At 70.6% G+C, this 24,840-nt stretch carries 24 protein-coding genes; 4 read left to right on the top strand and 20 right to left on the bottom strand.

Annotation, left to right across the window (positions count from 1 at the left end):
* Positions 1-91: 91 nt before the first annotated feature.
* Both Dfulv_RS07710 and ftsY read right to left on the bottom strand, forming a co-directional pair.
* On the bottom strand, positions 92-880 hold the full coding sequence (locus Dfulv_RS07710) for a phosphotransferase (RefSeq protein WP_259861955.1): 789 nt from the start codon (positions 878-880) through the stop codon (positions 92-94).
* 59 nt (positions 881-939) lie between these two features.
* Positions 940-2,163: a signal recognition particle-docking protein FtsY gene (ftsY, locus tag Dfulv_RS07705; RefSeq protein ID WP_259861954.1), complete on the bottom strand. Its 1,224-nt coding sequence runs from the start codon at positions 2,161-2,163 to the stop codon at positions 940-942.
* A 128-nt stretch (positions 2,164-2,291) separates the two neighbouring features.
* Here ftsY and Dfulv_RS07700 point away from each other — a divergent pair, with 128 nt between their 5' ends.
* On the top strand, positions 2,292-3,962 hold the full coding sequence (locus Dfulv_RS07700; RefSeq protein WP_259861952.1) for an alkaline phosphatase D family protein: 1,671 nt from the start codon (positions 2,292-2,294) through the stop codon (positions 3,960-3,962).
* On the opposite strand, the gene Dfulv_RS07695 is transcribed toward Dfulv_RS07700, so the two are convergent.
* The 6 genes from Dfulv_RS07695 to Dfulv_RS07670 all read right to left on the bottom strand — a co-directional run bounded on the left by Dfulv_RS07695 (position 3,949) and on the right by Dfulv_RS07670 (position 11,045).
* Entirely contained in the window at positions 3,949-4,386 is a 438-nt protein-coding gene (locus Dfulv_RS07695; RefSeq protein ID WP_259861951.1) for an NUDIX hydrolase, read from the bottom strand. The genes Dfulv_RS07700 and Dfulv_RS07695 overlap by 14 nt on opposite strands.
* Positions 4,387-4,494: 108 nt before the next feature.
* Entirely contained in the window at positions 4,495-6,282 is a 1,788-nt protein-coding gene (locus Dfulv_RS07690; protein WP_259861950.1) for a discoidin domain-containing protein, read from the bottom strand.
* 8 nt (positions 6,283-6,290) lie between these two features.
* Entirely contained in the window at positions 6,291-7,244 is a 954-nt protein-coding gene (locus Dfulv_RS07685) for a substrate-binding domain-containing protein (RefSeq protein WP_259861949.1), read from the bottom strand.
* A complete protein-coding gene (locus tag Dfulv_RS07680; RefSeq protein WP_259861948.1) occupies positions 7,241-8,203 on the bottom strand; it encodes an ABC transporter permease in 963 nt (320 codons plus the stop codon). The genes Dfulv_RS07685 and Dfulv_RS07680 overlap by 4 nt, the downstream gene beginning before the upstream one ends.
* The gene (locus tag Dfulv_RS07675) at positions 8,200-9,657 is read right to left on the bottom strand and encodes a sugar ABC transporter ATP-binding protein (RefSeq protein ID WP_259861947.1); all 1,458 of its coding nucleotides are present in this window, start codon (positions 9,655-9,657) and stop codon (positions 8,200-8,202) included. Before Dfulv_RS07675 ends, Dfulv_RS07680 begins: the two co-directional genes overlap by 4 nt.
* On the bottom strand, positions 9,654-11,045 hold the full coding sequence (locus Dfulv_RS07670) for an aldehyde dehydrogenase family protein (protein WP_259861946.1): 1,392 nt from the start codon (positions 11,043-11,045) through the stop codon (positions 9,654-9,656). The genes Dfulv_RS07675 and Dfulv_RS07670 overlap by 4 nt, the downstream gene beginning before the upstream one ends.
* 225 nt (positions 11,046-11,270) lie before the next feature.
* Here Dfulv_RS07670 and Dfulv_RS07665 point away from each other — a divergent pair, with 225 nt between their 5' ends.
* Entirely contained in the window at positions 11,271-11,756 is a 486-nt protein-coding gene (locus Dfulv_RS07665) for a glutathione peroxidase (protein ID WP_259861945.1), read from the top strand.
* A gap of 223 nt (positions 11,757-11,979) precedes the next feature.
* On the opposite strand, the gene Dfulv_RS07660 is transcribed toward Dfulv_RS07665, so the two are convergent.
* The 3 genes from Dfulv_RS07660 to Dfulv_RS07650 all read right to left on the bottom strand — a co-directional run bounded on the left by Dfulv_RS07660 (position 11,980) and on the right by Dfulv_RS07650 (position 16,643).
* Complete coding sequence (locus tag Dfulv_RS07660; RefSeq protein ID WP_259861944.1) at positions 11,980-12,597, bottom strand: HAD-IA family hydrolase; 618 nt, start codon at positions 12,595-12,597, stop codon at positions 11,980-11,982.
* On the bottom strand, positions 12,594-16,166 hold the full coding sequence (smc, locus tag Dfulv_RS07655; RefSeq protein WP_259861943.1) for a chromosome segregation protein SMC: 3,573 nt from the start codon (positions 16,164-16,166) through the stop codon (positions 12,594-12,596). Before smc ends, Dfulv_RS07660 begins: the two co-directional genes overlap by 4 nt.
* A 282-nt stretch (positions 16,167-16,448) precedes the next feature.
* Positions 16,449-16,643, bottom strand: a complete 195-nt coding sequence (locus Dfulv_RS07650) for a hypothetical protein (protein WP_259861942.1) — start codon at positions 16,641-16,643, stop codon at positions 16,449-16,451.
* Positions 16,644-16,948: 305 nt separating this feature from the next.
* On the opposite strand from Dfulv_RS07650, the gene Dfulv_RS07645 reads away from it, so the two are divergent.
* Both Dfulv_RS07645 and Dfulv_RS07640 read left to right on the top strand, forming a co-directional pair.
* Positions 16,949-17,596 carry a CAP domain-containing protein gene (locus tag Dfulv_RS07645; RefSeq protein ID WP_259861941.1) on the top strand — a complete coding sequence of 216 codons (648 nt, stop codon included), beginning with the start codon at positions 16,949-16,951 and terminating at the stop codon, positions 17,594-17,596.
* Positions 17,597-17,622: 26 nt separating this feature from the next.
* Positions 17,623-18,378: a spherulation-specific family 4 protein gene (locus Dfulv_RS07640; protein WP_259861940.1), complete on the top strand. Its 756-nt coding sequence runs from the start codon at positions 17,623-17,625 to the stop codon at positions 18,376-18,378.
* Between the two features lie 111 nt (positions 18,379-18,489).
* Here Dfulv_RS07640 and mutM read toward each other — a convergent pair whose 3' ends face one another.
* The 9 genes from mutM to rsmD all read right to left on the bottom strand — a co-directional run bounded on the left by mutM (position 18,490) and on the right by rsmD (position 24,832).
* Positions 18,490-19,341, bottom strand: a complete 852-nt coding sequence (mutM, locus tag Dfulv_RS07635; protein WP_259861939.1) for a bifunctional DNA-formamidopyrimidine glycosylase/DNA-(apurinic or apyrimidinic site) lyase — start codon at positions 19,339-19,341, stop codon at positions 18,490-18,492.
* 8 nt (positions 19,342-19,349) lie between these two features.
* Complete coding sequence (locus tag Dfulv_RS07630) at positions 19,350-20,510, bottom strand: mannosyltransferase family protein (RefSeq protein WP_259861938.1); 1,161 nt, start codon at positions 20,508-20,510, stop codon at positions 19,350-19,352.
* Positions 20,488-21,201 (bottom strand): ribonuclease III, encoded by a 714-nt coding sequence (gene rnc / locus Dfulv_RS07625; protein WP_259867503.1) that lies wholly within the window; start codon positions 21,199-21,201, stop codon positions 20,488-20,490. The genes Dfulv_RS07630 and rnc overlap by 23 nt, the downstream gene beginning before the upstream one ends.
* A 50-nt stretch (positions 21,202-21,251) precedes the next feature.
* Complete coding sequence (locus Dfulv_RS07620) at positions 21,252-22,268, bottom strand: phosphate acyltransferase PlsX (RefSeq protein WP_259861937.1); 1,017 nt, start codon at positions 22,266-22,268, stop codon at positions 21,252-21,254.
* A gap of 13 nt (positions 22,269-22,281) precedes the next feature.
* Positions 22,282-22,455: a 50S ribosomal protein L32 gene (gene rpmF, locus Dfulv_RS07615; RefSeq protein WP_259861936.1), complete on the bottom strand. Its 174-nt coding sequence runs from the start codon at positions 22,453-22,455 to the stop codon at positions 22,282-22,284.
* A 5-nt stretch (positions 22,456-22,460) separates the two neighbouring features.
* A complete protein-coding gene (locus Dfulv_RS07610; RefSeq protein ID WP_259861935.1) occupies positions 22,461-23,024 on the bottom strand; it encodes a YceD family protein in 564 nt (187 codons plus the stop codon).
* A 97-nt stretch (positions 23,025-23,121) separates the two neighbouring features.
* On the bottom strand, positions 23,122-23,622 hold the full coding sequence (locus tag Dfulv_RS07605; RefSeq protein WP_259861934.1) for an ATP synthase subunit B family protein: 501 nt from the start codon (positions 23,620-23,622) through the stop codon (positions 23,122-23,124).
* A gap of 87 nt (positions 23,623-23,709) precedes the next feature.
* Positions 23,710-24,207 carry a pantetheine-phosphate adenylyltransferase gene (gene coaD / locus Dfulv_RS07600; RefSeq protein WP_259861933.1) on the bottom strand — a complete coding sequence of 166 codons (498 nt, stop codon included), beginning with the start codon at positions 24,205-24,207 and terminating at the stop codon, positions 23,710-23,712.
* Between the two features lie 58 nt (positions 24,208-24,265).
* A complete protein-coding gene (gene rsmD, locus Dfulv_RS07595; RefSeq protein WP_259861932.1) occupies positions 24,266-24,832 on the bottom strand; it encodes a 16S rRNA (guanine(966)-N(2))-methyltransferase RsmD in 567 nt (188 codons plus the stop codon).
* Positions 24,833-24,840 lie beyond the last annotated feature (8 nt).

Here is a 24,840-nt window from a genome sequence, read left to right as displayed (position 1 = left end):
TCCCACGTTTCGCGCACCGGCGCTGCGCGGTTTCTACCGCGTCACGTCATGTTTCCAGCGTGTGAAGAAACGCTCACACAACGAAAGAGGCCTATCGAAGCGCATATTCGAGCGTGTGCTTCTCATAGTCGATCAGGCGCAGATCACGCACCGGACGGCGGAGATGTCCCTTGTGCACGATCCGCACGAAGGCCGGATCGCCGGCGGCGGCCATCCGCCGGATGCCCTCGATGTGGTCCACGATCCGCTTGCGGATCACCCGCACCAGGCGGTGCCGGTCGCGGGGGGTCAACCCATACGCATCGGCGAACATCCGCAGCCGGCGGGGGCGGTTGGGCCGCTTCCAGCCCAGCGTGTAGGAGTCGCGGTCGGAGAACAGCGGCACCCAGGTCCAGGCCGCGTAGGCCACGTCGTAGATGCGGGCGCCCGGCGAGGCGAGGTCAAAATCGATGAGCGACAGCGTGCCGTCGGGCCGCCAGATGACGTTGTGCGGCGCCGCGTCGTGGTGGCAGATCACCTCGGTGTCCGGCGGCGGAGGCCCGAACGAGCGCCAGACCGCGTTGGGCGACGGACGGAAGCCCGCCTGGGCGTCGTGGAACATCCGCAGCATCGTGGCCACCGTCACCATGGCCTCGTCGGTGACCCAGTGGGGGGCGAGTGGGTATTCACCGCACTCGCCCTCCAGGTATGACAGGACCTCGCGGCCCCGCTCGTCTATGCCGAAAGCCCGCGGCGCCCCGGTGAACCCGACGTATTCGAGATGGCGCAGCAATGCATGCACCGCAGGGGTCCACGGGCCTGCGTTGCGGCGCACCGTGTCGCCCGAGCGCACCACGACGGAGGTGTTCCCGCCGTGGAGCGGGATCTCCTGCTGCGTCACGTGATCGTCCTTCGCTGACCAAACCGGCGAGACCTACGGTCCCAAGGTACCGTCCGAGGTTACGCGTCCGTGCCAACGAGCGCGTCGACGAACTGTCGGGCATCGAACGGCGCAAGGTCGTCGGGGCCCTCACCCAGGCCGACCAGTTTCACCGGGATGCCGAGTTTGCGCTGGACCGCGATGACGATGCCGCCCTTCGCGGTGCCGTCGAGCTTGGTCAGCACGACACCGGTGACGTCCACCACCTCGGTGAACACCCGGGCCTGCTCCAGCCCGTTCTGCCCGGTGGTGGCGTCGAGGATGAGCAGGGTCTCGTCCACCGGCCCGTGCTTCTCCACGACCCGTTTGACCTTGCCCAGCTCATCCATCAGGCCGACCTTGTTCTGGAGCCGGCCGGCCGTGTCGATCAGCACCGTGTCCACACCGGCATCAATACCCCGTTTGACCGCGTCGAACGCAACTGCCGCCGGATCCGCCCCTTCCGGGCCGCGCACGACCTCGGCACCGACCCGCCCGGCCCAGGTCGCGAGCTGATCGGCGGCGGCGGCGCGGAACGTGTCCGCGGCGCCGAGGACGACCGTGTGGCCGTCGGCGACGAGCACCCGGGCGATCTTGCCGCAGGTGGTGGTCTTGCCTGCGCCGTTGACGCCGACGACGAGCAGCACCGCAGGACGGCCGTCCTGCGGCCTGGCGGCGAGGGTGCGGTCCATCTGCGGGTCGAGGGCGGCCACGAGCTCGTCGGCGAGCATGGCCCGCAGCTCGGTCGCGGTCGCGGTGCCGTGGATCCGGGCGCGCTCGCGCAGCTTGCCGACGATCTCCGTGGTGGCGGCGACGCCGACGTCGGCACCGATCAGCGTCTCCTCGACCTCGTCCCACGTGTCGTCGTCGAGCTTGTCGCGGGACAGCAGCGCCAGCAGGCCCTTGCCGAAGACGTTCTGCGAGCGGGACAGCCGGGCCCGCAGCCGGACGAGCCGGCCGGCGGTCGGTGCGGGGACCTCGACCTCGGGCACCTCGACCGGCGGCGGGGCCTCGACGACCGGCGGCGCCTGCACCGGCGGCGGGGCGTCGATGACCGACGGCTTGATCTCGGCAGGCGGCGCCTTCGCTCGCGGTGGCGCCTTCTCGATCGTGGGCGCCTGCTCGGTGGGCGCCGGAGTCGGAGGCTTCTCTTCGGTGGGCGGTGGCAGTGTCGGCGGTTTCCGATAGCGCGGCGCGACGAGCGCCAGAGTGGCCCCGATCACCACGACGAGCAGTACCAGGCCGAAGACGATGTACGACTCCATGTCAGGAATCCTCCCAGACGCCGCGGCGAACAGCTTGCGGTGGCGCCGAGACGTGCTGGGCAGGATCATCGGAAGGCACCCCGCAGCCACCCGGCACCACCCCCGCCGCACCCTGGAGGCCCCCCGTCATGTCCGACGCAGACACCTCGGCCACAGACCTGGACATCGACAGGGGCGTGCTCATGCTCGGGCCGGTGCTGCGCCGGGTCGAGGGCGACCAGGCGACCGTCTGGGTCGAGACCTCCCGGCCCGCGACGGTCGAGGTGGTCGCCGGGCCCGCGAGCGGGGCCACCCGGACCTTCTCGGTCCACGGGCACCACTACGCGCTGGTCGTGGTCTCCGGGCTGCCGGAGGACGCCGTCACGGAGTACACCCTGCGGATCGACGGCGTCGACGTCTGGCCCCTGCCGGACGACCCGTGCCCGCCTCCGGTCATCCGGACCCGGCCGAAGGGTGCGCCCGTGCGGCTGGTGTTCGGATCGTGCCGGGAGGCCAGCCCGCTGAGCGTCACCCGCTATCCACCGGACGCCCTGGACGCCTATGCGGCCCGGCTCATCGAGTCGATCCGGTCGGCCGGTCCGACCGAGTGGCCCGATCTCATGGTGCTGCTCGGCGACCAGGTGTACGCCGACGAGACACCCGAGAAGATCCAGCGCTGGTTGCAGCGGAGACGGGCGAAGCGGCGGGCCGACGCGCCGTCGACGCAGGTGGTGGACTTCCACGAGTACACGAAGCTCTATCTGGACTCGTGGAGCGACCCGGAGATCCGCTGGCTGCTGTCCACCGTGCCGAGCGTCATGATCTTCGACGACCACGAGATCATCGACGACTGGAACACCTCGCAGCGCTGGCGCGAGCAGATGGCCCGGCTCAGCTGGTGGGACCAGCGGATACAGGCGGGCCTGTCGTCGTACTGGGTGTACCAGCACCTGGGCAACCTGACACCCAGCGCGCTGGCGGATTGCCCGGTGTACTCAGCGGTGGTGGCGGCGGGCGACGCGACGGAGATCCTCGACGGGTTCGGCTCGCGGGCGGATCGCGAGCGGGGTTCGTACCGCTGGAGCTACACCGTCGACATCGACCGGACGCGCCTCGTGGTGCTCGACAACCGGGCCGGACGCGAGCTGGAGCGCGGCAAGCGGGCCATGCTGCTGGACAGCGAATGGGCATGGTTCGCCAAACAGCTGCCCGGCGAATACGACCACCTGCTGATCGGCTCCTCGCTGCCGTGGCTGCTGCCGCCGGCCATCCACCACCTGGAGGCGGCCACCGAGAAGCTCGCCGAGTCGCCGCGCGACTGGGTGGGCCGGCTCGGCGAAAGGCTGCGCCAGGCCGTCGACCTGGAACACTGGGCCGCGTTCGGCCGGTCGTTCGAGGCGCTCACCGTGCTGCTGAGCCAGATCGGCGCCGGAAACGGCGGGGTGTCACCCGCCCCGGCCACGATCAGCGTGCTCTCGGGTGACGTTCATCACTCCTACGCGGCGAAGGCGTCGCTAGGCCCCGAGGTCGTCACGCCGGTGTACCAGCTGACCTGTTCGCCGGTGCACAACGACATGCCGAAGCTGATCCGGCCGGCGATGAAGTTCGGCTGGAACCCGCCGGCGGCCCGCATGATGCGCTCGTTCGCGCGGGTGCTGGGCCTGGGCAAGCCGGTCGTGCGCTGGAAGAAGCTGGCGGGCCCGCACTTCGGCAACGCCGTGGGGCTGCTGTTGCTGGAGGGCCGTGCGGCACGGGTGGTGATCCAGGGAACCCGGCCGGACAAGTCGCTGGGTGAGGTGGCGGCCCTCAAGCTGAACTGACGGCCGGGTGCGCGACCGGGTCACCCTCCAGGTCGGCCCACGTCCACAGGGTGGCGACGCGGGCCCGGCCGGTGAGATAGGCGACGGCGGGCTCGCGGATCGGCGCGAACCACATGCGCTGCAGCCGCTCCACCGCCTCGGTGAGGTGGACCCACTCCCCCGCCGCCCCGTCGCGTGGCCCGACGCCGGTCACCTCGAAGCCGAGCATCTCGTAGTCGACGCCCTGGGCCGTGTAGCGCGCGATCCACAGGAGCCGCTCGGCGAGCACCGTCGCGTAGCCGGCCTCGGCCGCGACCTTGGCCAGCAGCGGCTCACCCCGGGCTACCGCGCCGCCGGGCAGCGCCCAGTCCGGCGGGGCGCTGACGAGCAGGACGTCCTTGCCCCGGCGCACCACGGCGCCGACCGCGATCTGCTGATCCGTCACGGCGACCACCCTATGGACCGCCACGTCGATCTTGCAGTTGCGGTGGTGGACAAACCGGGTATCACCGGAGTGTCGCGGCACCACAACTGCAAGATCAACGCTTGAGGGTCAGGAGCTGTAGGCCTCCAGCTCGAAGATCCGGGCGGCCGTGTCGCTGTCACTCGTCGGGGTGATCACGTTCAGGCGGACGTACCGGACCGCCCGCGGGGTGAAGGTGTGGGTCGTCACGGCCGCGGTGTTGCCGCGCACCGTGGCGACGTTCGTCCAGGTGTTGCCGTCCGTGCTCACCTCGACGTCGAAGTCACGCGTGTTCCAGCTCGCCTTCTCGCCGCCGGCCGCCGAGTGGCGCAGCACGACCTTGCCGACGGTCTGGTTCGACTGGAGGTCGACCCGCAGCCACCTGCCGGTGCCCAGCGCGCACCACTTGTCCGAGAGACCGCCGGTCCAGCTGCCGTTGACGGCCTTCTCCGGCCCCTCCGCGGCCGCGCACTGGCCCGACGCCGTGGCCGGCTTGTTCAGCGCGAGGTTCGGGTTCGGCGCCGTGTCCGGCACGAACAGCTTGATGTCCGTCAGGCTCGCGCTGCCCTCGTACACGTTGGTGTAGAGGTCGCCGATGACGAAGTAGTCGGGGTAGGACGAGCCGGCCGGCCACTGGTTGGGCCACGACGCGCTGCCGAAGGCGTCGTTCTGGGTGAGCGTGCCGTTGAACTGGCCGTTGTACTCCGACGCTTGCGTGTTGTAGTGCCAGATCGGCACGTTGTTGACCACGAAGTCGCGGTGGAAGCGCAGCGTCTTCTGGCCGACGCGGGCGAAGTTGCCGCTGGCCTCCAGCGTGTAGCCGGTCGCGTCGCGCTCGATCGCGAACGTGTAGAACTCGTTCGGCATCAGCTCCGGCTGGAGTTCGGCGGCGCTGGAGAGCTGGTTCTCGGCGGCGCCGCCGGAGCAGCTGGTCATGAACCACTGGGAGTTGCCGGGCAGCCCGCCGGGGCCCGGGTTCCAGTTCGGCATGCCGCTGATCCACATGTTGACGGTGTTGAAGTTGCCGTCGCGGTAGTTGTAGTAGGTGTTGGTGTTCGAGTTGCAGACCCGTCCGCCGGTGCCGCTGCCGACCCGGTCCGGGTGCTGCGCGAACTGGTCCATCAGCACCTTGCGGTGGTAGTGCCAGAAGTGGTTGTTCCGCGGGGCCGGGTTCGCGAAGTCCACGATGGACAGGAAGTGGAAGCCGTTGTACCCGTAGGGTCCGGCCCGCACGTCCTGCCAATCGCAGTAGGGCACCGACGCGTCGCCGCTCCAGCCGGGACTGCGGGAGCCCTCACCCCAGGGGTGCTGGGTCTTGCAGCCGGTGGGGCTGTAGCCGTTGACCTTGCCGTCGTAGTTGATCGTGCCGTTGCGTTTGCCGCCGAAGTTGACGGTCTTGAGCTTGTACTCGACGCGGTACTGGTCCGGCAGCCGGTTCGTGGGACGGAAGATCGCCCCGCCGGTGCTCTCCGGCACGTTGAGGACCGCGACGTTCTCGCTGCCGAGGGCCTGGGTGGTGATCGAGGGCGGCGACTCGATGACGCCGTCCTTGTTGAAGTCGCGCGCCGACAGCGACGCGGTCAGCCAGCCGTTCTGGCCGACCTGGAACTCCTTGCGGTAGGTGTGGAACGAGTTGAGCTGCGTGGTCCACGCCGGGCCGTAGTCGTTGCGGTACCACTGACCCGGGTCGTCGGTGATCGTGTCGAACGGGGTGGCGTAGGTGTCGCGCACCCACGGGGTGTTGTTGCTGTTGATCGACTGGGCGAAGTTCTCGGAGTAGAGCAGTTTCCAGGTCGGCGCCGCGACGGCGGCCTGCGGCGGGATGGCCACGAGGGATCCCGCCACGAGGGTCGCGGCGACGAGAATGCGCGCTCGCATGGCTCCCCTTACGAGTTGAGGTACTGGGCGGCGTTGTCCTTGGTGATCTGCGGCGACGGCACGACGGTGTCCTTCTCGACCTGTGCGCCGCCGAGCACCTCGACCGTGCGGTCGAGAGCGAGCTTGCCGATGACGTTCGGGCTGTTGAGCCCGGTGACCACGTAGTTCGTGCCGTCGAGGATCGCCTTGAGCGCCTCGGCCTGGCCGTCGACGCCGGCGAGCACGATCTGGCCGGTCTTGCCGGCGTCGGCGATCGCGCGCTGGGCGCCCAGGCACATCGCGTCGTTCTCGCAGAAGACCGCGACCAGGTCGGGGTGCTTGGCGAGCAGCCCTTCCATGACCGTCAGGCCGCCGTCGGAGCCCCAGTTGCCGAAGTCCGGGGCCTCGACCAGCGTGAACTTCGAGTTGCTCGACAGAACGGACTTGAAGCCGTTGGTCCGGGCGAGCCCGATCGAGTTGTCGGCGGGGCCGCCCTTGATGATCCCGACCTTGCCGCCGCCGGTGAGCCGCTTGGTGAGGAACTCGCCGTCCTGCTTGCCGATCGCCTCGTTGTCGGGGCCGATCCAGCTGGTGTACTCACCGACGGCGAACTTGCGGTCGACGAGGATCGCCGGCTTCTTCGCCGCCTTGATGGCGTTGAGCGCGGCCGGTGCCGACTCCAGCGGACCGCCGGAGATGATGATCGCGTCGACGTTTTTGCTCAGCAGGTCCTCGACGTTGGCGGCGAGCTTGGCGGCGTCGCCACCCGCGTCGGTGCTGACGATCTTGACGTTGCCCTTGGTCTTGGCCTGCGCGGCGATCGCGGCGTCCATCCCGCTGAAGTACGGGCCGCTGAGCAGGAAGTTGGCGACGCCGACGGTGTAGGCGTCCTTGCCGCCGCCGGAGCCGCCGCCGGAGCCCTCGTCGGAGCAGCCCGACAGCGCGAGGCCCACGGCGAGCAGGCCGATGAATAACTTCTTCATGCGCGTCCCTTCACGGAGCGCGGCCGCCGCGTGCGCTGCACGAGGATGACCGCGATGATGATCAGTCCCTTGAGCACCTGCTGCCAGAAGCTCTGCACGCCGTACAGGTTGAGCAGGTTGTTGATCAGGACCAGGACGAGCACCCCGCCGAAGGCACCCTTCGCCGAACCCCGGCCGCCGGCCAGGCTCGCGCCGCCGATGACGCAGGCCGCGATGGCGTCGAGCTCAAAAGCGATCCCGACGCTCGGTTGTGCGATGCCGACCCGGCTGGTGAGGATGACCCCGGCCAGACCGGCACAAAAACCGCTGATCGTGTACGCCAGGACGATGTGCCGGCGCACGTTGATGCCCGCGAGGCGGACCGTCTCGGCGTTGCCGCCGATGGCGATGATCGAGCGCCCGGCCGGCGTCCTGGCCAGGAATACTCCACCGACGCCGAAGACCGCGAGCATGATGATCGTGATCAGCGGGATCGGCCCGGCCATCGCCGAGCCGAGCCAGAGGAACCCCGGATCCGTCGGGGAGATCGGCACCTCCGAGTAGACGAACGCGAGACCCCGGATCGTGGTCAGCGCGGCGAGGGTCACCACGAACGGCGCGAGCTCGAAACGCGCCACGAGCACCCCGTTGAGCGCGCCGAACGCGATGCCGCTCGCGATCCCGACCACCATCGCCACCGGGATCGGCAGGTCCGCGACGAGGCCGGCGGTGACGATGCCGGCGAACGCGACGACCGAGCCGACCGAGAGGTCGATGCCGCCGGTGAGGATCACGACGAGCATGCCGAAGGCGAGCAGCCCGGTGGTGACCATCTGCTTGAGCAGGTTGGTGAGGTTGGTCTGGGTCAGGAAGCTCTCGGAGGTGGTCGCGGCGACCGTCACGAGCGCGACGATCAGCAGCGTGAAGGCGATCTCCACGGTGACGTCGCGCCCGCGTACCTTCACTGCCAGCGTGGTCATGTGATCGCCTTCTCGAGAACCTGGTCTTCGGTCGTGCCCTCGGAGCGCAGCTCGCCGGCAAGCCGCCCCTGGTTCATCACCAGCACCCGATCGGTGGCGCCGAGCACCTCGGTGAGGTCGGAGGAGATGAGCAGGACGGCGAGACCCGCACGGGCCAGCGTGTCGACCATGCGGTAGATGTCGACGCGGGTCGCCATGTCGACGCCGCGGGTCGGTTCGTCGAGGATCAGCACCTTCGGGTCGACGAGGAGCCATTTGGCGAGCACGGCCTTCTGCTGGTTCCCGCCACTGAGCTGGACCACGGGCATCGACGCACATCCGTACGGCTGGATGGCGAGCCGCTCGATCATGCCGGCGGTGTCCCGGCGCTGCCGACGGACGTCGATCAGCGGCCCGCGCGCGGTGGACCGCCAGGTGGTGAGGCCGATGTTGTCCCGCACGGTCATGCCGAGCACGAGCCCGCTGCCGGCCCGGTCCTCGGTGACCATGGCGACGCCGTGGCGGATCGCGTCCTGCGGGCTGCGGAAAGCGCCGCTGCCCTCCGCCGGGCGGGCAGCGCCGAAGACGCACGCGGCGAGCTCACTGCGGCCCGAGCCGACCAGCCCGAACAGCCCGACGATCTCACCGGCTCGCAGCTCGAACGAGACACCGGTGAACTCGCCGGCACGGGTGAGACCGTCGACGCGCAGGCGGACCTCACCCGGCACCGGCCGCCGCGGCGGGTAGATCCGCTCCAACTGCCGGCCGGCCATCAACCGGATCAGCTCGGCCTCGCTGGTGCGCGCCGGCTCGGTCGTCGTGATGACCTTGCCGTCCTTCATGACCACGATCGCCGTGGCCAGGTCGAGCACCTCGACGAGGCGGTGGGAGACGTACACGACCAGCACACCGCGCCGCTGGAGCTCGCGGACGAGGGCGAAGAGAGCGTCGAGGTCGCTGCCCGCCAGTACCGCTGAAGGCTCATCAAGAATGAGCACCTTGGGCTCACTGACCAGCGCCTTCGCGATCTCGACCATCTGCTGGCGGGCCACCGACAGCCGGCCCGCCCGCGCACGCGGATCGATCATGCCGAAGCCGACCCGTTCCAGCAGTTCACGCGCCTTGCGGTGGGCCGCCGGCCAGTCGATCAGGCCGTACCGGCGGGGAAAGTTGCCCATCAGCAGGTTCTCGGTGACGCTGAGCTCCGGCACGAGGGACAGCTCCTGATAGACCGTGCGGATACCGCGGTCATGGGCGTCGTGCGGCGAGCGCAGGTCGGCGGGCTGCCCGTCGATCAGGATCTCGCCGGAGCTCATCGGCAGCGCCCCCGACAGGATCTTGATGAGCGTCGACTTGCCGGCACCGTTCGCCCCGACGATCGCGAGCACGTCACCGCCGCGCGCCTCGAGATCAACGCCGTGCAGGACCTCGACACCGTTGAACGCCTTGCGCACGCCGCGGAGCAGCAGGCTCACCGGAACGCGTCCATGACAACGACGGTCTTCTGGCGGGTGAAGTCGAGAACGGTGTCGTGGATGCCCTCGCGGTAGCCGCCGGTGTCCTTGGTGCCGCCGAAGGGCAGGTTCTCCGCGCGCAGGGCAGTCGAGCCGTTGACGACAACACCACCGACGTCGAGCTTGCGGCTGATGCTGAACGCGAGCGAGATGTCCCTGGTGAAGACCGCGGCGTGCAGCCCGTACGGCGACGCGTTGGCCATCCGGACCGCCTCGTCCGGGTCGTCGAACCGCGCGACCGGGGCCACCGGCCCGAAGATCTCCTCCGCGAACGCGGCGCTGTCGGCGGGCACGTCGACGAGGACCACCGGGTCGACAAACGCCTGCCGCCGGGACCCGCCGGCCACGAGCCGCGCGCCGTCGTCGACGAGCTGCCGCACCGCGCCGATCACGCGCTCGGCGGCCGGCTCGGCGATCAGCGGGCCGACGTCGGTCGACTCGAGCAACTGGTCACCGACGGTCAGCTTCGCCGTCTGGGCCAGCAGCGCGTCGACGAAGGCGTCGTGGACGGGGCGCTGCACGTACACCCGCTTGACCGCGCAGCAGATCTGCCCGTTGCCGCGGGCCAGCCGGCCCAGGACGACCGCCCGCGCCGCCTCCTCGACGTCCGCGTCGGCGCAGACGATGAGCGCGTCGTTGCCGCCCAGCTCGAGATAGACCTTCTTCAGGGTTTCGGCCGCACGGCGGGCGACGGCTCTCCCGGCTTCGGTACTTCCGGTGAGGCTGATCGCCGCGATCCCGGCACTCCCGGCGAGTTGCTGCGACACGGCCACGTCACCGACGACGGCCTGGTGGGCGTTCGGCGGCGCGCCGGCCTGCTCGACGAGTTGCGCCACCCGCAGGACGGCGAGCGGGCAGCGGGCGGGCGGCTGCACCACGACGGCGTTGCCGGCGGCGAGCGCGGCGGCGGCCTTGTGGGCATACAGCTCCACGGGGTAGTTGAACGGCACCAGCGCGGCGACGACGCCGAGCGGCTCGCGGACCGTCACGGCCAGGTGCCGCGCCAGGCCGGGCACCGCGTCGAGCGGGATCTGGCGGCCGAAGAGCCGGGTCGCCTCCCCCGCGTAGCCACGGAAGATGCGCACGGCGGCCTCGATCTCACCGCGGGTCTGGGTGATCGGCTTGCCGTTTTCGGCGGCGAGCAGCCGGGCAAGGCTCTCCTGCTCGGCCTCGATCCGGTCGGCGACCCGTCTGAGCAGGGCTTCGCGCTCGTAGGCGGGCAGGGCGGCCATCGCACGCTGCCCCTCTTGGGCGGCGTCGACGACGGCGGCGACCTGGCCGGCGTCCAGTGCCGGCACCTCACCCAACAGCTCACCGGTGCCGGGGTTGCGCACGGTGACAACGGGCATGCTGACGCCCCTCCTCGAATCTCGGCCGTTTCGTGCGGCAGCTCTAGCGGGCTCGGGCCTGCTTGTGGGCAGGGGAGATCCGCCGGCGCCGACCGGCGAGGTTTTCGAGGGCAACGGCTGAGGGTGGGGCCGTTGTGTAATGGCCGATCAGCGGAACGTAAGATCGGTTGCCGTTAATGTACCTGGCGCATCCTCGAAGTCAAGGCCCACGCCTACGATCAAGGCATGAGCTTCTACGACATCAAGATCGCAGACCTTCAGGGGAACCCGCTGGATCTGGGCCGGTTCCAGGGCCACCCGGTGCTGGTCGTCAACGTGGCATCGCGGTGTGGCCTGACCCCGCAATACGCTGAGCTGGAGGCGCTCCAGCGGGAGTACGAGGGCCGCGGCTTCACGGTGCTGGGTGTGCCGTGCAACCAGTTCGGCGGGCAGGAGCCGGGCACGTCCGAGGAGATCGCCGAGTTCTGCAGCACCACCTACGGCGTGACGTTCCCGATGACGGAGAAAATCGAGGTCAACGGCGCCGGCCGCCACCCGCTCTACGACCTGCTCACTCCGGTCGCCGACGCCGACGGCCACACGGGCGACATCCGCTGGAACTTCGAGAAGTTCCTGGTCGGCCCCGACGGCGCGGTGACGGCGCGGTTCGCCCCGCAGGTCCAGCCGAAGTCCGACGAGGTGGTCAAGGCGATCGAGTCGACGCTGTCCTAGCGCGATTCATGATCGAGGGAACTTCGTGTCGCCAGGACGACGCGAAGTTTCCCTCGATCATGCGCCAACCCGCCGCGCCGGACGCGATCACGGCCACAATCGGCCGGAACCCGCGCAGTAACGCCGAGCCTCCGCGATCACGAGTCCGACCGACGACCGGCCCGGCAGCACGCCGACCGTGGTTGAGCCCGACGACCGGCTCCGCCCATTGATCAAATGATCGCTAGACGCCGAGGGCGCGGCGGGGGTAGGTGAGGTCGTCGCCGGGCGTGTAGCGGTACGCGGTCAGGCCGACCACCCGGGCGCCCCGCACCATGCGGTCGATGTCGTCGATGAGGAGGCAGCGCGACGGCGGGGTGTCGATCATCTTGCAGGCTGCGGCGAAGAACTCCTTCGTCGGCTTGTGAAAGCCTATGGCCGACGAGTTCGCCACCGCGTCGAACTCTCCCACCAGGTCGAACGACTCCAGCACGCGGTCGAGGTCGTCGGTCGCGTTGGTCGCCAGGCAGACCGGCATGCCGGCCGCGCGGACGTCGCGGACGAACCGCAGGACCTCCGGCGCCACATGGCCGGGGTAGACCACCCACTCGCGCATCAGTTCCGCCGCGCGCTCCGGGCCGCCGACCTTCTCCGCCAGGGTCTCGGCGACGGTCGACAACCACTGCGCATGGGTGATGCGGCCGGTGATCGCGGGCAGGAGGCGGTCCCACTGGAGAGCGGTGTCGAGGACCGTGCCGGGCTCCAGACCGTACCGCTCCTCGATCTCAGCATTGATCGACGGGTCGAACGTGCGCACGACGCCGTCGAAGTCGATCAGCACCGCCGAAGGCTTCTGGATCACGCCGCCTCTTCCGTCCGCAGACGCTGGGAGATGACCTCGGTGACACCGGAGCGCATGGTCACACCGTAGAGGGCGTCGGCGACCTCCATCGTGCGCTTCTGGTGGGTGATGATGATCAGCTGGCTGCGCTCGCGGAGCTGCTCGAACAGCGTGATCAGCCGGCCCAGGTTGACGTCGTCGAGCGCGGCCTCGACCTCGTCCATGATGTAGAACGGGCTGGGGCGGGCGCGGAAGATCGCGCAGAGCAGCGCCACCGCGGTCAGGGAGCGCTCGCCGCCGGAGAGCAGCGACAGGCGCTTGATCTTCTTGCCCGGCGGCCGGGCCTCGACCTCGATGCCCGTCGTGAGCATGTCCTCGGGGTCGGTCAGCACCAGCCGGCCCTCGCCGCCCGGGAACAGCACCGAGAAGACCTGCTCGAACTCGCGGGCCGTGTCGTGGTATGCGCTGGTGAAGACCTCGAGAATGCGGTCGTCGACGTCCTTGACCACGGTGAGCAGGTCGCGCCGGGTGGCCTTGAGGTCCTCGAGCTGGTCGGAGAGGAACTTGTACCGCTCCTCCATCGCCGCGAACTCCTCGAGGGCCAGCGGGTTGACCTTGCCCAGGAGGTTGAGCTCGCGCTCGGCCTTCGCGGCGCGCTTCTCCTGTGTGGCCCGGTCGAACGGCACCGGCTCGGGCGCCGGCTTCCCCTCGGCCTCGGCCGCGGCCACCTCCGGGGCGGTGGGCGGGACCGGCACCTCGGGGCCGTATTCGGCGACGAGCGTGTCGGCGTCGAGGCCGAACTCCTCCGCCGAGCGGGCCTCCAGCTGCTCGATCCGCAGTCGTTGCTCGGCGCGGGCCACCTCGTCGCGGTGCACGGCGTTGGTGAGCCGGTCCAGCTCGGCGGTGAGCTGCTTGGCCCGGCCGCGGACCTCGGTGAGCTCGGTCTCGCGCTCGGCCCGCGTCGACGCGAGCGTGTCGCGGGACTCCTGAGCCTCGGCGATCGACGTGGCGAGCTGCTCCAGGGCGAAGGCGGCACCGGACATGACGGTCTCGGCGACCTTGGCGCCCCGGGCCCGGGTCGCCTTGCGCGCGGCGGCCCGCTCGCGGGCGGCCCGCTCAGCGGCGGCCTGGCGCAGCAGCGCGTCGGCCCGGCCGGCGAGCGCGCCGACGCGCTCCTCGGCGGTCCGCACGGCGAGCCGGACCTCCATCTCGTGCTGGCGGGCCACCGGCACCTCGGCTGCGAGGTCGTCGCGCTCCTGCGTCGACGGGTCCTCGTCGATCGGCGTCTCCTCCGCGAGCGCCAGCCGCTCCTCCAGCTCGGCCAGGGCGGTCAGGCCGGACTCGCGGGCCGACTCCGCCTTGGCCTTCGCCGCCGCGTGCCGCTCGACCTCGGCCTTGGCCGACTTCGCCGCGGCGCCGAACTCGGCGAGCCGCCGCGCGGCCGCGTTGCGCTGGCTGTCGGCCTCCTTCTTCGCGGCGGCGGCCTCGGCGACCTGCTGCTTGGCGACACCGGCCGCGTTGCGGGCCAGCGCGAGCAGCTCACGGGCCTCGGCGACGCGCCGCTCGGCGTCGACCTTCTGCTGGCGGGCCTCCTCGACGGCGGCCTGCACCTCGATGAAGCTGTGCTGCTTGCCCGAACCGCCGGCGGCCGCATAGGCGCCGATCACGTCACCCTCCGGGGTGACCGCACGCAGGCCGGGCGCGTAGGAGACGATGCGCTTGGCCACCGCCAGGTCGGGTGCGAAGACGACGTCACCCAGGGCCCGCTCCAGCGCCGGACGCAGCTCCTCTGGCGCCCGCACCAGGTCGAGGGCCCAGGCGGCACCCGGCGGCAGCGGCACCCGCTCGACCGGCGGCGCGTCGAGCATCGGCGCCGAGGCGATGAGCAACGCGGCACGACCGGCGTCGTCCTGCTTGAGCATCTCGACGGCCGCGACCGCACCCTCGACGCCCGCTACCGCGACGGCGTCGGCGAGCGCGCCGAGCGCTGCGGCCAGCGCGGCCTCGTGGCCGGCCTCGACCGACAGCAGGGCGGCGACGCTGCCGAGCAGGCCGGGCACCCGGTCACCGCGGGCCAGCAGGGTGCCGGCGCCGTCCTTGCGCCGCAGGCCCATCGCGAGGGCCTCCTCGCGCGCCTTCCACTGGGCGGCTTCCTTCTCGGCGGCCCGCTCGGCGTCGCTGTGCAGGCGCACCTCGTTGTTGATCGCCTCCAGCTCGCGGGTCGCATCCTGGTGGCGCAGCTCCAGGTCGGCGTTGGCGTGGTCGGCGACGGAGGCGCCGGCGCTCGCCTCCTCGTAGAGCCCCTGGGCGTGCTCGGCGCGTGTCTCGGCCTCGGCGAGTTGCACGGCGAGCCGCTCGATCTCGTCGGCGGCGGCGGTCGCGCGGCTGCGGGCGGACTCGACCTGGCCGGTGAGCTTCGCGAGACCCTCCCGCCGGTCGGCGATGGCCTTGTGCGCGGCGACGATCGCCTTTTCCGCGAACGCGAGCCGGCGCTCCAGGTCCTGCCGGCGCTCGACGGCCTCGGCCAGGCGCTCCTGGCTCGCCTCCAGCGCGGCGCGCAGCTCCTCCTCCTGCTCGCGGACCTTTTCGGCCTCGGCGACGAGCTGGTCCGGGTCCCGGCCGGGGCGCTCCTCGACCGGGGCCGCCGAAAGGTTGCGGTACCGCTCGGCGGCGAGCTGGTGCAGCGAGCGGTAGCGCTCCTGGAGGGTGGAGAGCTGGTACCACGTGTCCTGCGCCTCGGCGAGCACCGGCGCGTCGGCGGCGTGCTCGGCCTCCAGCGCGGACAGCCGCTCATTGATCGCCTCGACCTCAGCCTCGACCTCCTCGCGGCGGGCGCGCAGCGCGGTCTCGTCGGCGATCTCTTTGTCGAGGGTGGTGCGCAGCGTCGCCAGGTCGTCGGCGAGGAGCCGGAGCCGGGCGTCGCGCAGGTCGGCCTGGATGCCGGCGGCACGCCGCGCCACCTCGGCCTGCCGGCCGAGCGGCTTGAGCTGGCGGCGCAGCTCCGTGGTGAGGTCACCGAGGCGGTTGAGATTGGCCTGCATCGCGTCGAGCTTGCGGAGGGCCTTCTCCTTGCGCTTGCGGTGCTTGAGGACGCCGGCGGCCTCCTCGACGAACGCGCGGCGGTCCTCGGGCCGGGCGTGCAGCACGCCGTCGAGCCGGCCCTGGCCGACGATCACGTGCATCTCGCGGCCGATGCCGGAGTCGGACAGCAGCTCCTGGATGTCGAGCAGGCGGCACTGGTTGCCGTTGATCTCGTATTCGCTCTCGCCGGAGCGGAACATCCGGCGGGTGATCGACACCTCGGTGTAGTCGATCGGCAGCGCACCGTCGGTGTTGTCGATCGTGAGGGTGACCTCGGCGCGCCCCAGCGGGGCCCGGCCCGCGGTCCCGGCGAAGATGACGTCTTCCATCTTGCCGCCACGCAGCGCCTTGGCGCCCTGCTCACCCAGCACCCAGGAAATCGCGTCGACCACGTTGGACTTGCCGGAGCCGTTGGGCCCGACGACGCAGGTGATGCCCGGCTCCAGCCGCAGCGTGGTCGCGGAGGCGAAGGACTTGAAGCCCTTGACCGTCAGGCTCTTGAGGTGCACGGAACTCCACGGGTCGAGGTGTTTTGCCGGGCTGTGTCATCCGGGAGGGTACCGCCGGGAGACTACCCAACCCCGCAGCGCCGCACACCATAATGCGCGTGTCGTGGGCACACCGGCCACTCGGGCCACTCGAGTCACCAACCGGACGTCCGGGCCGAACGGCCCCGGACATGACTGCGCGCCGAGACCCCATGGATGTCGGCGCGCGGGTTACTGTTCAGTTCTGCGTAGGTTCCACCGAGGATCGCCGGCCTGCCGGCGATCTTCCGACGTCCTGAAAACTCAGGCCATCGCCGGCTCAGCGAGGCGGACCAGGTGATCCGTCTCCGAAGCCGCCGCGGCGAGTCGGTCGTTTTCGGCACGGAGCCGAACGACCTCGAACTCGAGCGCCCGAACCTTGGCACGCAGTTGAGTGACCTCGTCTACGAGGCGCCGATCGGGCGCACCGCCTACGTGGCCGAAGAGGGCCTTAGCCATATCGTCTCCTTGAATAGCGCAGCCGGTTGATTCCGGCAAACGCGCGCCCAGCACCCGCGACCGAAGCACAAGGGCATGAATGGGCGCGACTGGCGACCCCTCTATGTTCCTTCGGGCACGCGACTTAGTCAAGCCAACTGGCACGCCAAACGTCCTGGCCAGGGTGTTCTCACTCACCCGGGTGCGTGATCAGCACCGCGCCGCTCGATCGTGGCAGTGTGCCACCGGTTGCCCCGCGGCGCCACTGGGAAGTAGCGTCTCCGGGGAAATTCGAAGGCCTTGCTGAGCAGACCGGGAGACATGCGATGACAGCGCCGCAGCCCGGTCTCGTGGACCGGCTCGGCCCCGTCGGCATCGCCGCGATCGCCACCGGCGTGCTGGTCCTCTTCGGCATGGGTGCGGTGATCATTCCCGCTCTCACCGACGGTGAACCGAGCACCAGCAATGCGCAACCGGCCGCGCCGGAAACCGTCGTGGAGCAGGCCGGCGAGCCCATCTCCGCCTCGCCCCCGCAATCCGCGTCCCCGGCCGGGAAACCGAGCAGCGCCGCACCCACACTCGTTTCCGCAAATTTCAATGCGAATTACGAAGACCGGGTCGTACAACTCGTGAACAATGAACGGCGGAAGGAGAAATGCGAGCCGGTCCGCATGAATGCCCAGCTGCGCACCACCGCACGGGCACACAGCGCGGACATGGCGGTCAACAACGTCACCGGCAGCAGGGGCAGTGACGGCAGCGATCCGGCGGCACGCGCAAAAAAGGCCGGCTATTCGGAATTCGCCGACGAGCTGACCGCGCGGGGCGGCGACGCGGGCGACGTGGTCAAGGGCTGGCTGCGCAACGACAACGACCGCGACGTGCTGGTCGACTGCGACATCAGATCGATCGGTGTCGGCGCCGCGATGCGCGGCCGCACGGCTTACTGGACCGTGGACACCGGCCGTGCTTGAGGGGGCCCAGCATCGTTAGTCCGGTCGTGGACCGGGTTCCGACGCTCCTGCCACTGCGGGCGCATCCGCTCGCCCGGCCGCACGCATGGGAGATCATCGCGGGACACGGTCCGGCATTCACCGTCGTCGTCGACGTGGCGCACGGGCCCGGCAGCGGCCGTGACCCGTTGTGGACGGCTGCCATGAGCCGCCTCGAGGCGGCCGGCACGCGGCTGCTCGGCTACGTCGACGTCGACTACGGCACCCGGCCCGTCGGCCAGATCCGCGCCGACGTGTACCGCTGGGCCGGATACCCGGTCCGCGGGGTGTTCCTCGACCGCACGCCCGTCAGTCCGTACGCGATCGGCCCGGTAGCCGTCGCCGCACAGGCCGCGACCCGCGCGGGCCTGCCGGACGTCGTGCTGAACCCCGGCGAGCCACCGGACGACGCGTACCGCGACCTGGGCATCCCGGTGTGTGTGTTCGACGGCAGCTGGCGCGAGTACCGCCGCTGGTCGTGCGAGGGGGCCCGCCCCGGCGACGGGCACCTGGTGCACGCGGTTCCGCCGTGGGATCTCGACACGGCGGCGCGGCTGCAGGTGACCCGCGGGGCAGGCTTCGGCCTGGTGACGGACCTGGGCGCCCCGGATCCGTACGCGGACCTGCCCGCCTGGTGCGGCCTGGGCCCGAGTCTCGGCGAGCTGAGCAAGCCCACGCCGCTCCCCCGCCGCCCCCGCCCGCACCGCCAGTTCAACGCGGCCCCGACGGCGGCAGCCGTATGGGGCCCGGCAGCGGGCGCCTGAGCCCGCAAAGGCGATCCGCGACAGATCGCGCCGCGAACGGAGGCTGATCGCTCCGAGAAAACCGCCCGCCGTACAAAAGCCGCCGACAACAGCCGGATCAGCGACCGCCGCCTATAGAGGGCGGCGCGGACGGGGTTGGCATTTCGGGCACGAGAACGACGACCGGTTCATGAATGCCTCACGGCGGATCGGGGTGCCGCACCGCTTGCAGGGGAGGCCCTCCCGGCCGTACGCATTCAGCGACCGGTCGAAGTATCCGCTTTCGCCGTTCACGTTGACATAAAGCGCGTCGAAACTTGTCCCGCCCTGCCCGATCGCCTCGTTCAGCACGTCACGGACGTGGCCCAGCAGGCGGCGGATCGCCGGGCGGGTCAGCTGCGACGTGTCCCGCACGCCGTGCAACGAGGCCCGCCACAGCGCCTCGTCGGCGTAGATGTTGCCCACGCCCGAGATCAGGGTCTGGTCCAGCAGGGCCCGCTTGACCTCCGTACGGCGGCGGCGCATGGCCTCCACGAACGCGTCGTCGACGAACAGCGGGTCGACCGGGTCGAGCGCGATGTGCGCCAGCTCGGCCGGCAGGACGGCGCCGCCCGTCGACACGCTGAGGCCGCCGAACGTGCGCTGGTCGACGAAGCGCAGCTCCGGGCCGTCGTCGTCGAACGTGAACCGCACCCGCAGGTGCGTCTCCGGCGGGGCCTCGGCCGGCTGCAGCAGCAGCTGGCCGGACATGCCGAGGTGGCCGATGAGGGCGTCCTCGTCGTCGAGGGGCAGCCAGAGGTACTTCCCGCGCCGCATCACCGCCCCGACCCGCCGACCGGCGAGCACGTCGGCGAAGTGGACCGCGCCGGGCAGGTGGCGGCGGATCGCCCGCGGGTGCAGCACCTCGGCGGTGGCGATACGCCGACCGGACACCCACTTGTCGAGGCCACGGCGGACGGTCTCGACCTCGGGCAGTTCAGGCATAGGAGTCCTTAGATCGCGTAATGCCAGACGGTGATCAGATACGAGCCGTACCACAGCCCGAACGCACCGCAGGCCGCCAAGACTAGCGCCACCGTGCGCGGCTTCGCCCTGCCGAGCGCCACCGCCGGCGGGACGAGGATCAGCAGCGCCGGGACCAGCAGGCGGGGCTTGGAGTGGTAGTAGCCGCCCTGGCCGACGACCAGCACGAGGACGATCAGGCCGTACACCGTCAGGGGCGGCCAGACCTTCATGGTGACGGCCACGGCGGCGGCGATCACCGCGCCGATGAGCATCCAGGCGACGCTGACCTGGACCCAGCCCTCGCCGTCGCGCAGTGCGTCGCGGACGAACATCAGGCTGGACCGGCCGTAGTCGAACGTCGTGCCCCAGCCGGCCGTCTGGATGTCGAACCACGCGCCGAGATCACCGACACGCATGCCGACCCACAGCAGGTAGGCGGGCACACCGGCCAGTGCGGTCGCGGCCGCCAGCACCGGTTTCCACGGGGCGACACGGTCTGTGCCGCCCTCCTGCCGCCCCTTGTAGACGGCCAGTCCGGCCGCGACGGCGAGCGCGACGGCGGCCGCGGCGCCCGTCGGCCGGGTCAGGGCGGCGCCGAGCCCGAGCAGCCCGGCCGGGAGCCAGTCGCCGCGGTGCGCGCACAGCAGCATGCCGGCGACGAGCGCGGTGAACAGCGCCTCCGAGTAGGCCATCGACAGCGCCATCGACATCGGCTGGGCGCAGAACAGCGCGGTGAGCACCAGGCCGACCCGCTCGTCGTACAACCGGGTGCCGAGGGCGCACATCAGGACCGCGGCGAAGCCTCCGGCGATCCACGACACGGTGATCGCGGCGGTGCCGTAGTCGAGCCGCGTGACGAAGTGCGTCAGCCGGACGAGCATCGGGTAGCCGGGGAAGAATGCCAGGCCGTTGCCGACCAGCATGCTCTCGGCGTTGTACGTGTACCCGGTCGGATAGCCCTCTTCGGCGACGCGGATGAAGTGCCCGCCGTCCCAGGCGAGCAGCCGGTCACGGACCTTGCCGTCGTCCGCCATCCACCAGACGAAGAGCAGCTGGAGGAGGCGGCTCAGCGCGTACAGCCCCAGGGGGTACGCCAGCAGTATCGATTTGTGTCGCTGGACAACCTCAGTGACCGGCGTTGTCATCATCGGGGGTTTCGGTCTCCGCTGGCTTGGGTTCGTCGGCCTGCCCCTCGTCGGCGACCGGCCGTGCGGACAGTTCCTTCCAGGCAGCCTCGGCGGCCCGCTGCTCGGCCTCCTTCTTGCTGCCGCCCTGCGCGCCGCCGTACCGCCGCTTGGCCACGATCACCCAGGCGGTGAACTTCTTGGCGTGGTCGGGCCCTTCCTCGTCGATGCGGTACTCGGGGACGCCCAGGCCACGGCCGGCGGTGAGCTCCTGGAGGCTGGTCTTCCAGTCGAGCCCTGCGCCACGGAGCGCGGCCTCCGCCATCAGCCCGTCGAACAGCTTGTGGATCACCTGCGCGGTGGTGTCCAGGCCGTACTGCAGGTAGATCGCGCCGATGAGCGCCTCGAGCGTGTCGGCGAGGATGCTCGCCTTGTCCCGCCCTCCGGTGGCCTCCTCGCCCTTGCCGAGCAGGAGGTAGGGGCCGATGCCCTCCGGGCCGAGCCGGCGGGCGACGTCGGCGAGGGCCCGCATGTTGACCACACTGGCCCGCAGCTTGGCGAGCTGGCCCTCGGCCAGGTCGGGGTGGTTGTGGAACAGGGCGGTGGTGATCACCACACCGAGGACCGCGTCGCCGAGGAACTCCAGCCGCTCGTTGGTGGGCAGGCCGCCGTTCTCGTAGGCGTAGGACCGGTGGGTGAGCGCACGCCGCAGCATGTCGGGGTCGAAGTCGACGCCGAAGGCGGCCTCGAGTTGGGTCGGTTTCTTCACGAGCGCTCTCCCAGTGCGTCACGGATGGTGAGGCCGCCGGCCGAGGAGAGTTCGGTCAGCAGATCGTCGGCGAGCCCCGCGACCGCGGGGATGATGCGGTCGCGGTGCAGACGGGCAGCGAGGGTGATGCCGTCGGCGATGTCGGCGCCGGTGGCGGAGCCGTGGCAGACCACGACGTCGCCGACGACGCCGAGCAGCACGGCGGCCGCCTCGTGGCCACGGGTGCCCCGCAGGGCCCCCTCGATGCCCTTGAGCAGGACGTTTCCGGTGAAGCCGTCGGTCACCACGACGTCGGCCGGGCCGCCCTGCGGCACGTCGTGGCCCTGGACCAGGCCGACGTACCGACCGCCGGCCGGCAGCGGGATGTCCGAGAGTGCGATGGAGACCGCGCGGCGCAGGCGATCGCCCTTGCCGGGCTCGCTGCCGATGGACAGCAGGCCCACGCGCGGCTTCTGGATCTTGAGTGCGGCGACGGCGTAGGCGGCGCCGAGCACCGCGTGCTGGACGAGCTCCAGCATCGTCGCGTCGAGGGTCACCCCGACGTCCACGAGCAGGACCGGGCCGTGCGGGGTGGGCAGCGCGGCGGCGAGCCCCGGCCGGCGGACACCGCGGAGGCGGCCCAGGACGTGCGAGGACGCGGCGACGGCAGCGCCGCTCGACCCGGCCGAGACCATGCCGTGTGCCCGGCCGGCGTAGACGGCCTCGGCGGTGGCCCGCACCGTCGTCTCCCGGCGGATGTTGCGCAACGGGGCATCGGCCATGCCGATGTGGCCCTCGACCACGATGACACTGACGCGCTCACGGTCTGCGACCGCGAGCGCGCCGATGACCTCGTCCGCCGCTGCTTGCGGCCCGACGAGGATGAGGTGGAGGTCTGGATCGGCGCTGCATGCACGCAGAGCGCCGTCAACCACGACGGCGGGAGCCCCATCCCCGCCGAGGAGGTCGACGGCGATCCGCGCGACGCCGGACGGGAAAACCCCGCCGTGCGGCGATCGGTCGGATCGCGTCACCCGGACCCGGTGATCAGACCTCGATGACCTGGCGGCCGTTGTACGTGCCGCAGACCGAGCAGGCAGCGTGGGGCAGCTTCGGCGAGCGGCACTGGGGGCACGGCTGCGTGGAGACCGCGACGGCTTTCCACTGGCTCCGGCGCGACCGGGTGTTGCTGCGCGACATCTTCCGCTTGGGAACGGCCACGGGTCTTACTCCTCTGACGTCTTGATCTGGGACAGGGCGGCCCAGCGCGGGTCGAGCTGCTCGTGGCTGTGTCCCTCGGGCAGTTCGTCGAGCGGCACCCCGCAGTCGGGGCACAGCCCTGGGCAGTCTTCGCGGCATACGGGGTTGGCGGCCAGGGCGAGCACCACCGCGTCCCGCAGTGCCGGCTCCAGGTCGATCAGGTCGCCCTGTAGCCGTCCGACCTCGTCCTCGTCGGTCGTCTCGTCCGTGGTGCTGTGCTTGTAGGCATAGAACTCTTGGATCGGGACTTCCAGCGTGTCACTGATCGGACGTAGGCAGCGTCCGCACTCACCCGCCAGCGGGCCGGTGACGGTGCCGGAGACGAGAACGCCTTCGGACACCGACTCCATGCGCAACTGGAGGTAGAGCTCGGCGCCCTGGGGCACGCCGATCAGCTCCAGACCGAGGTCCTCCGGGGCCGGCACCTTCCGCGAGATCGCGTGCAGAGCGCCCGGTCGGCGTGGGAGGTCTCTCGTCTCGAGGACCAGCGGCGACCGGGGATCCAGTTGCGGGTGCTGTTGGTGTGGCATCTTCAGACTCCGGCCAGGCAGGGCCGACGGACAAGGCTACCCGAGCGGCAGATCTTCCGTCGAATCGCCCCTACCCTACCGCTTCCCCGGGCGCATCTCAGAACGGCAACGGCCGATCGTCCTCGCCGGACGGGGTGAAGGAGCCGATCTCCCGCAGGGCGTGCATCTTGTCCCGGCCGCGCTCGATGGAGGCGAGCGACCTGGTCAGGAACTGCTCGAAGTTGGCCAAGGCCGTGTCGACGTAGTCGTCGACCTCGTCGCGCAGCCGCTGGGTCTCCGCGCGCGCCTCGTTGATCATCCGAGACGCCTCGTGCTCGGCAGAGACGACGATCTCGTTGATCGAGACGAGCCGGGCGTGCTCCGCCTCCGCCTCCGCGATGATCCGCTCGGCCTCGCGCCGCCCGGCGTCGACGATCTTGTCCCGCTCCTCGAGCAACGCGGTGGCCCGCCGAAGTTCACCCGGCAGATCGGCGCGCAACTGGTCGAGGAGGTTGATCATCTCGGCCCGGTCGAACACGAAGTTGCTCCGCGACATCGGCGCCGACCGTGCACCCTCAACCAGCGCGATGATCTGGTCGATGTTCTCGAGCGGATCCACCTGCGGTCACTCCTGTCCAATGTCGAACGACGTAACCATCATGCGGCCCAAACCATGATGCCGCTCCATCGCCACTCTGGTTTCTGCTCAGTTTCGCGACGGATCACGGCCGGAGGCGAACCGCTCCTGCAGCCGATTCGCCACGAGATCGGGTACATGCGGCGAAACGTCGCCGCCCCACTTGGCGACCTCTTTGATCAGGCTCGAGGAGACGAACGAGAACTTGGGGTTGGTCGGCATGAAGAGCGTCTCGATGCCGCCGAGCCCCAGGTTCATCTGGGCCATCTGCAACTCGTAGTCGAAGTCGCTGGCGACCCGGACGCCCTTGACGATCGCGGTGATCTCGTTGGCGTGGCAGAAGTCGACCAGCAGGCCCTGGAAGGCGTCGACCCTGACATTGGCGTAGGGCGCGGTCACCTCCGCGAGCATCTCCAGTCGCTCGTCGACGGTGAACAGCCCCGCTTTGCTCTGATTGATCAGCACAGCAACGACAACCTCGTCGAACATCTTCGATGCCCGCCCGACGATGTCGAGGTGCCCGTTCGTGACCGGGTCGAACGAACCCGGACAGACCGCGCGCCTCATTGCACCAGCCCAAGCCTCATGAGCGGGGACCGTACCAAAGGACCGGGCAGGGTCCACGTCAGCCTTCCGCGTCGCGTCGGGCATACCACAGGGTCGTCTCGCCGTACCGCCGCTCGGCGTGCTCCTGGAGGCCCTCGGGCCAGGCCATCGGGACGCCGCGGCTGGACCGCTCGACGACCACCAGGGCGTCCGGGGCGAGCCACCGCTCGACGAGCGCCCGCAGGACGTCACGCACCCGCTCGTCGGTGACCGCGTAGGGCGGGTCGATGAACACCACGTCGAACGGCTCGTCGGGCGTGCCGGCGAGCAGCCGCTCGACCTTGTCGGCGACGAGCCGGACCCGGCCGCCCACGCCGAGCGTGGAGATGTTGGACCGCGCGACCCGGGCGGCCTTGGCGTCGGACTCCGCCAGCAGTACGTGCGAAGCCCCGCGCGAGCAGGCCTCCAGCCCCACGGCGCCGGAGCCGGCGTAGAGGTCGGCGAAGCGGGCACCGTCGAGGTCGACGAGGGTGTCAAGCGTGCTGAACAGCGCCTCACGCACCCGGTCGGAGGTGGGGCGGGTCCCCTGCCCGCCCGGCACGACCAGCCTCCGGCCGCCGAGCGTCCCGGCCACGATACGTGTCACGACTTCAG

This window comes from Dactylosporangium fulvum, from assembly GCF_025137375.1.
Taxonomy (GTDB): domain Bacteria; phylum Actinomycetota; class Actinomycetes; order Mycobacteriales; family Micromonosporaceae; genus Dactylosporangium; species Dactylosporangium fulvum.
This window is presented reverse-complemented; position numbering and strand designations above follow the sequence as displayed.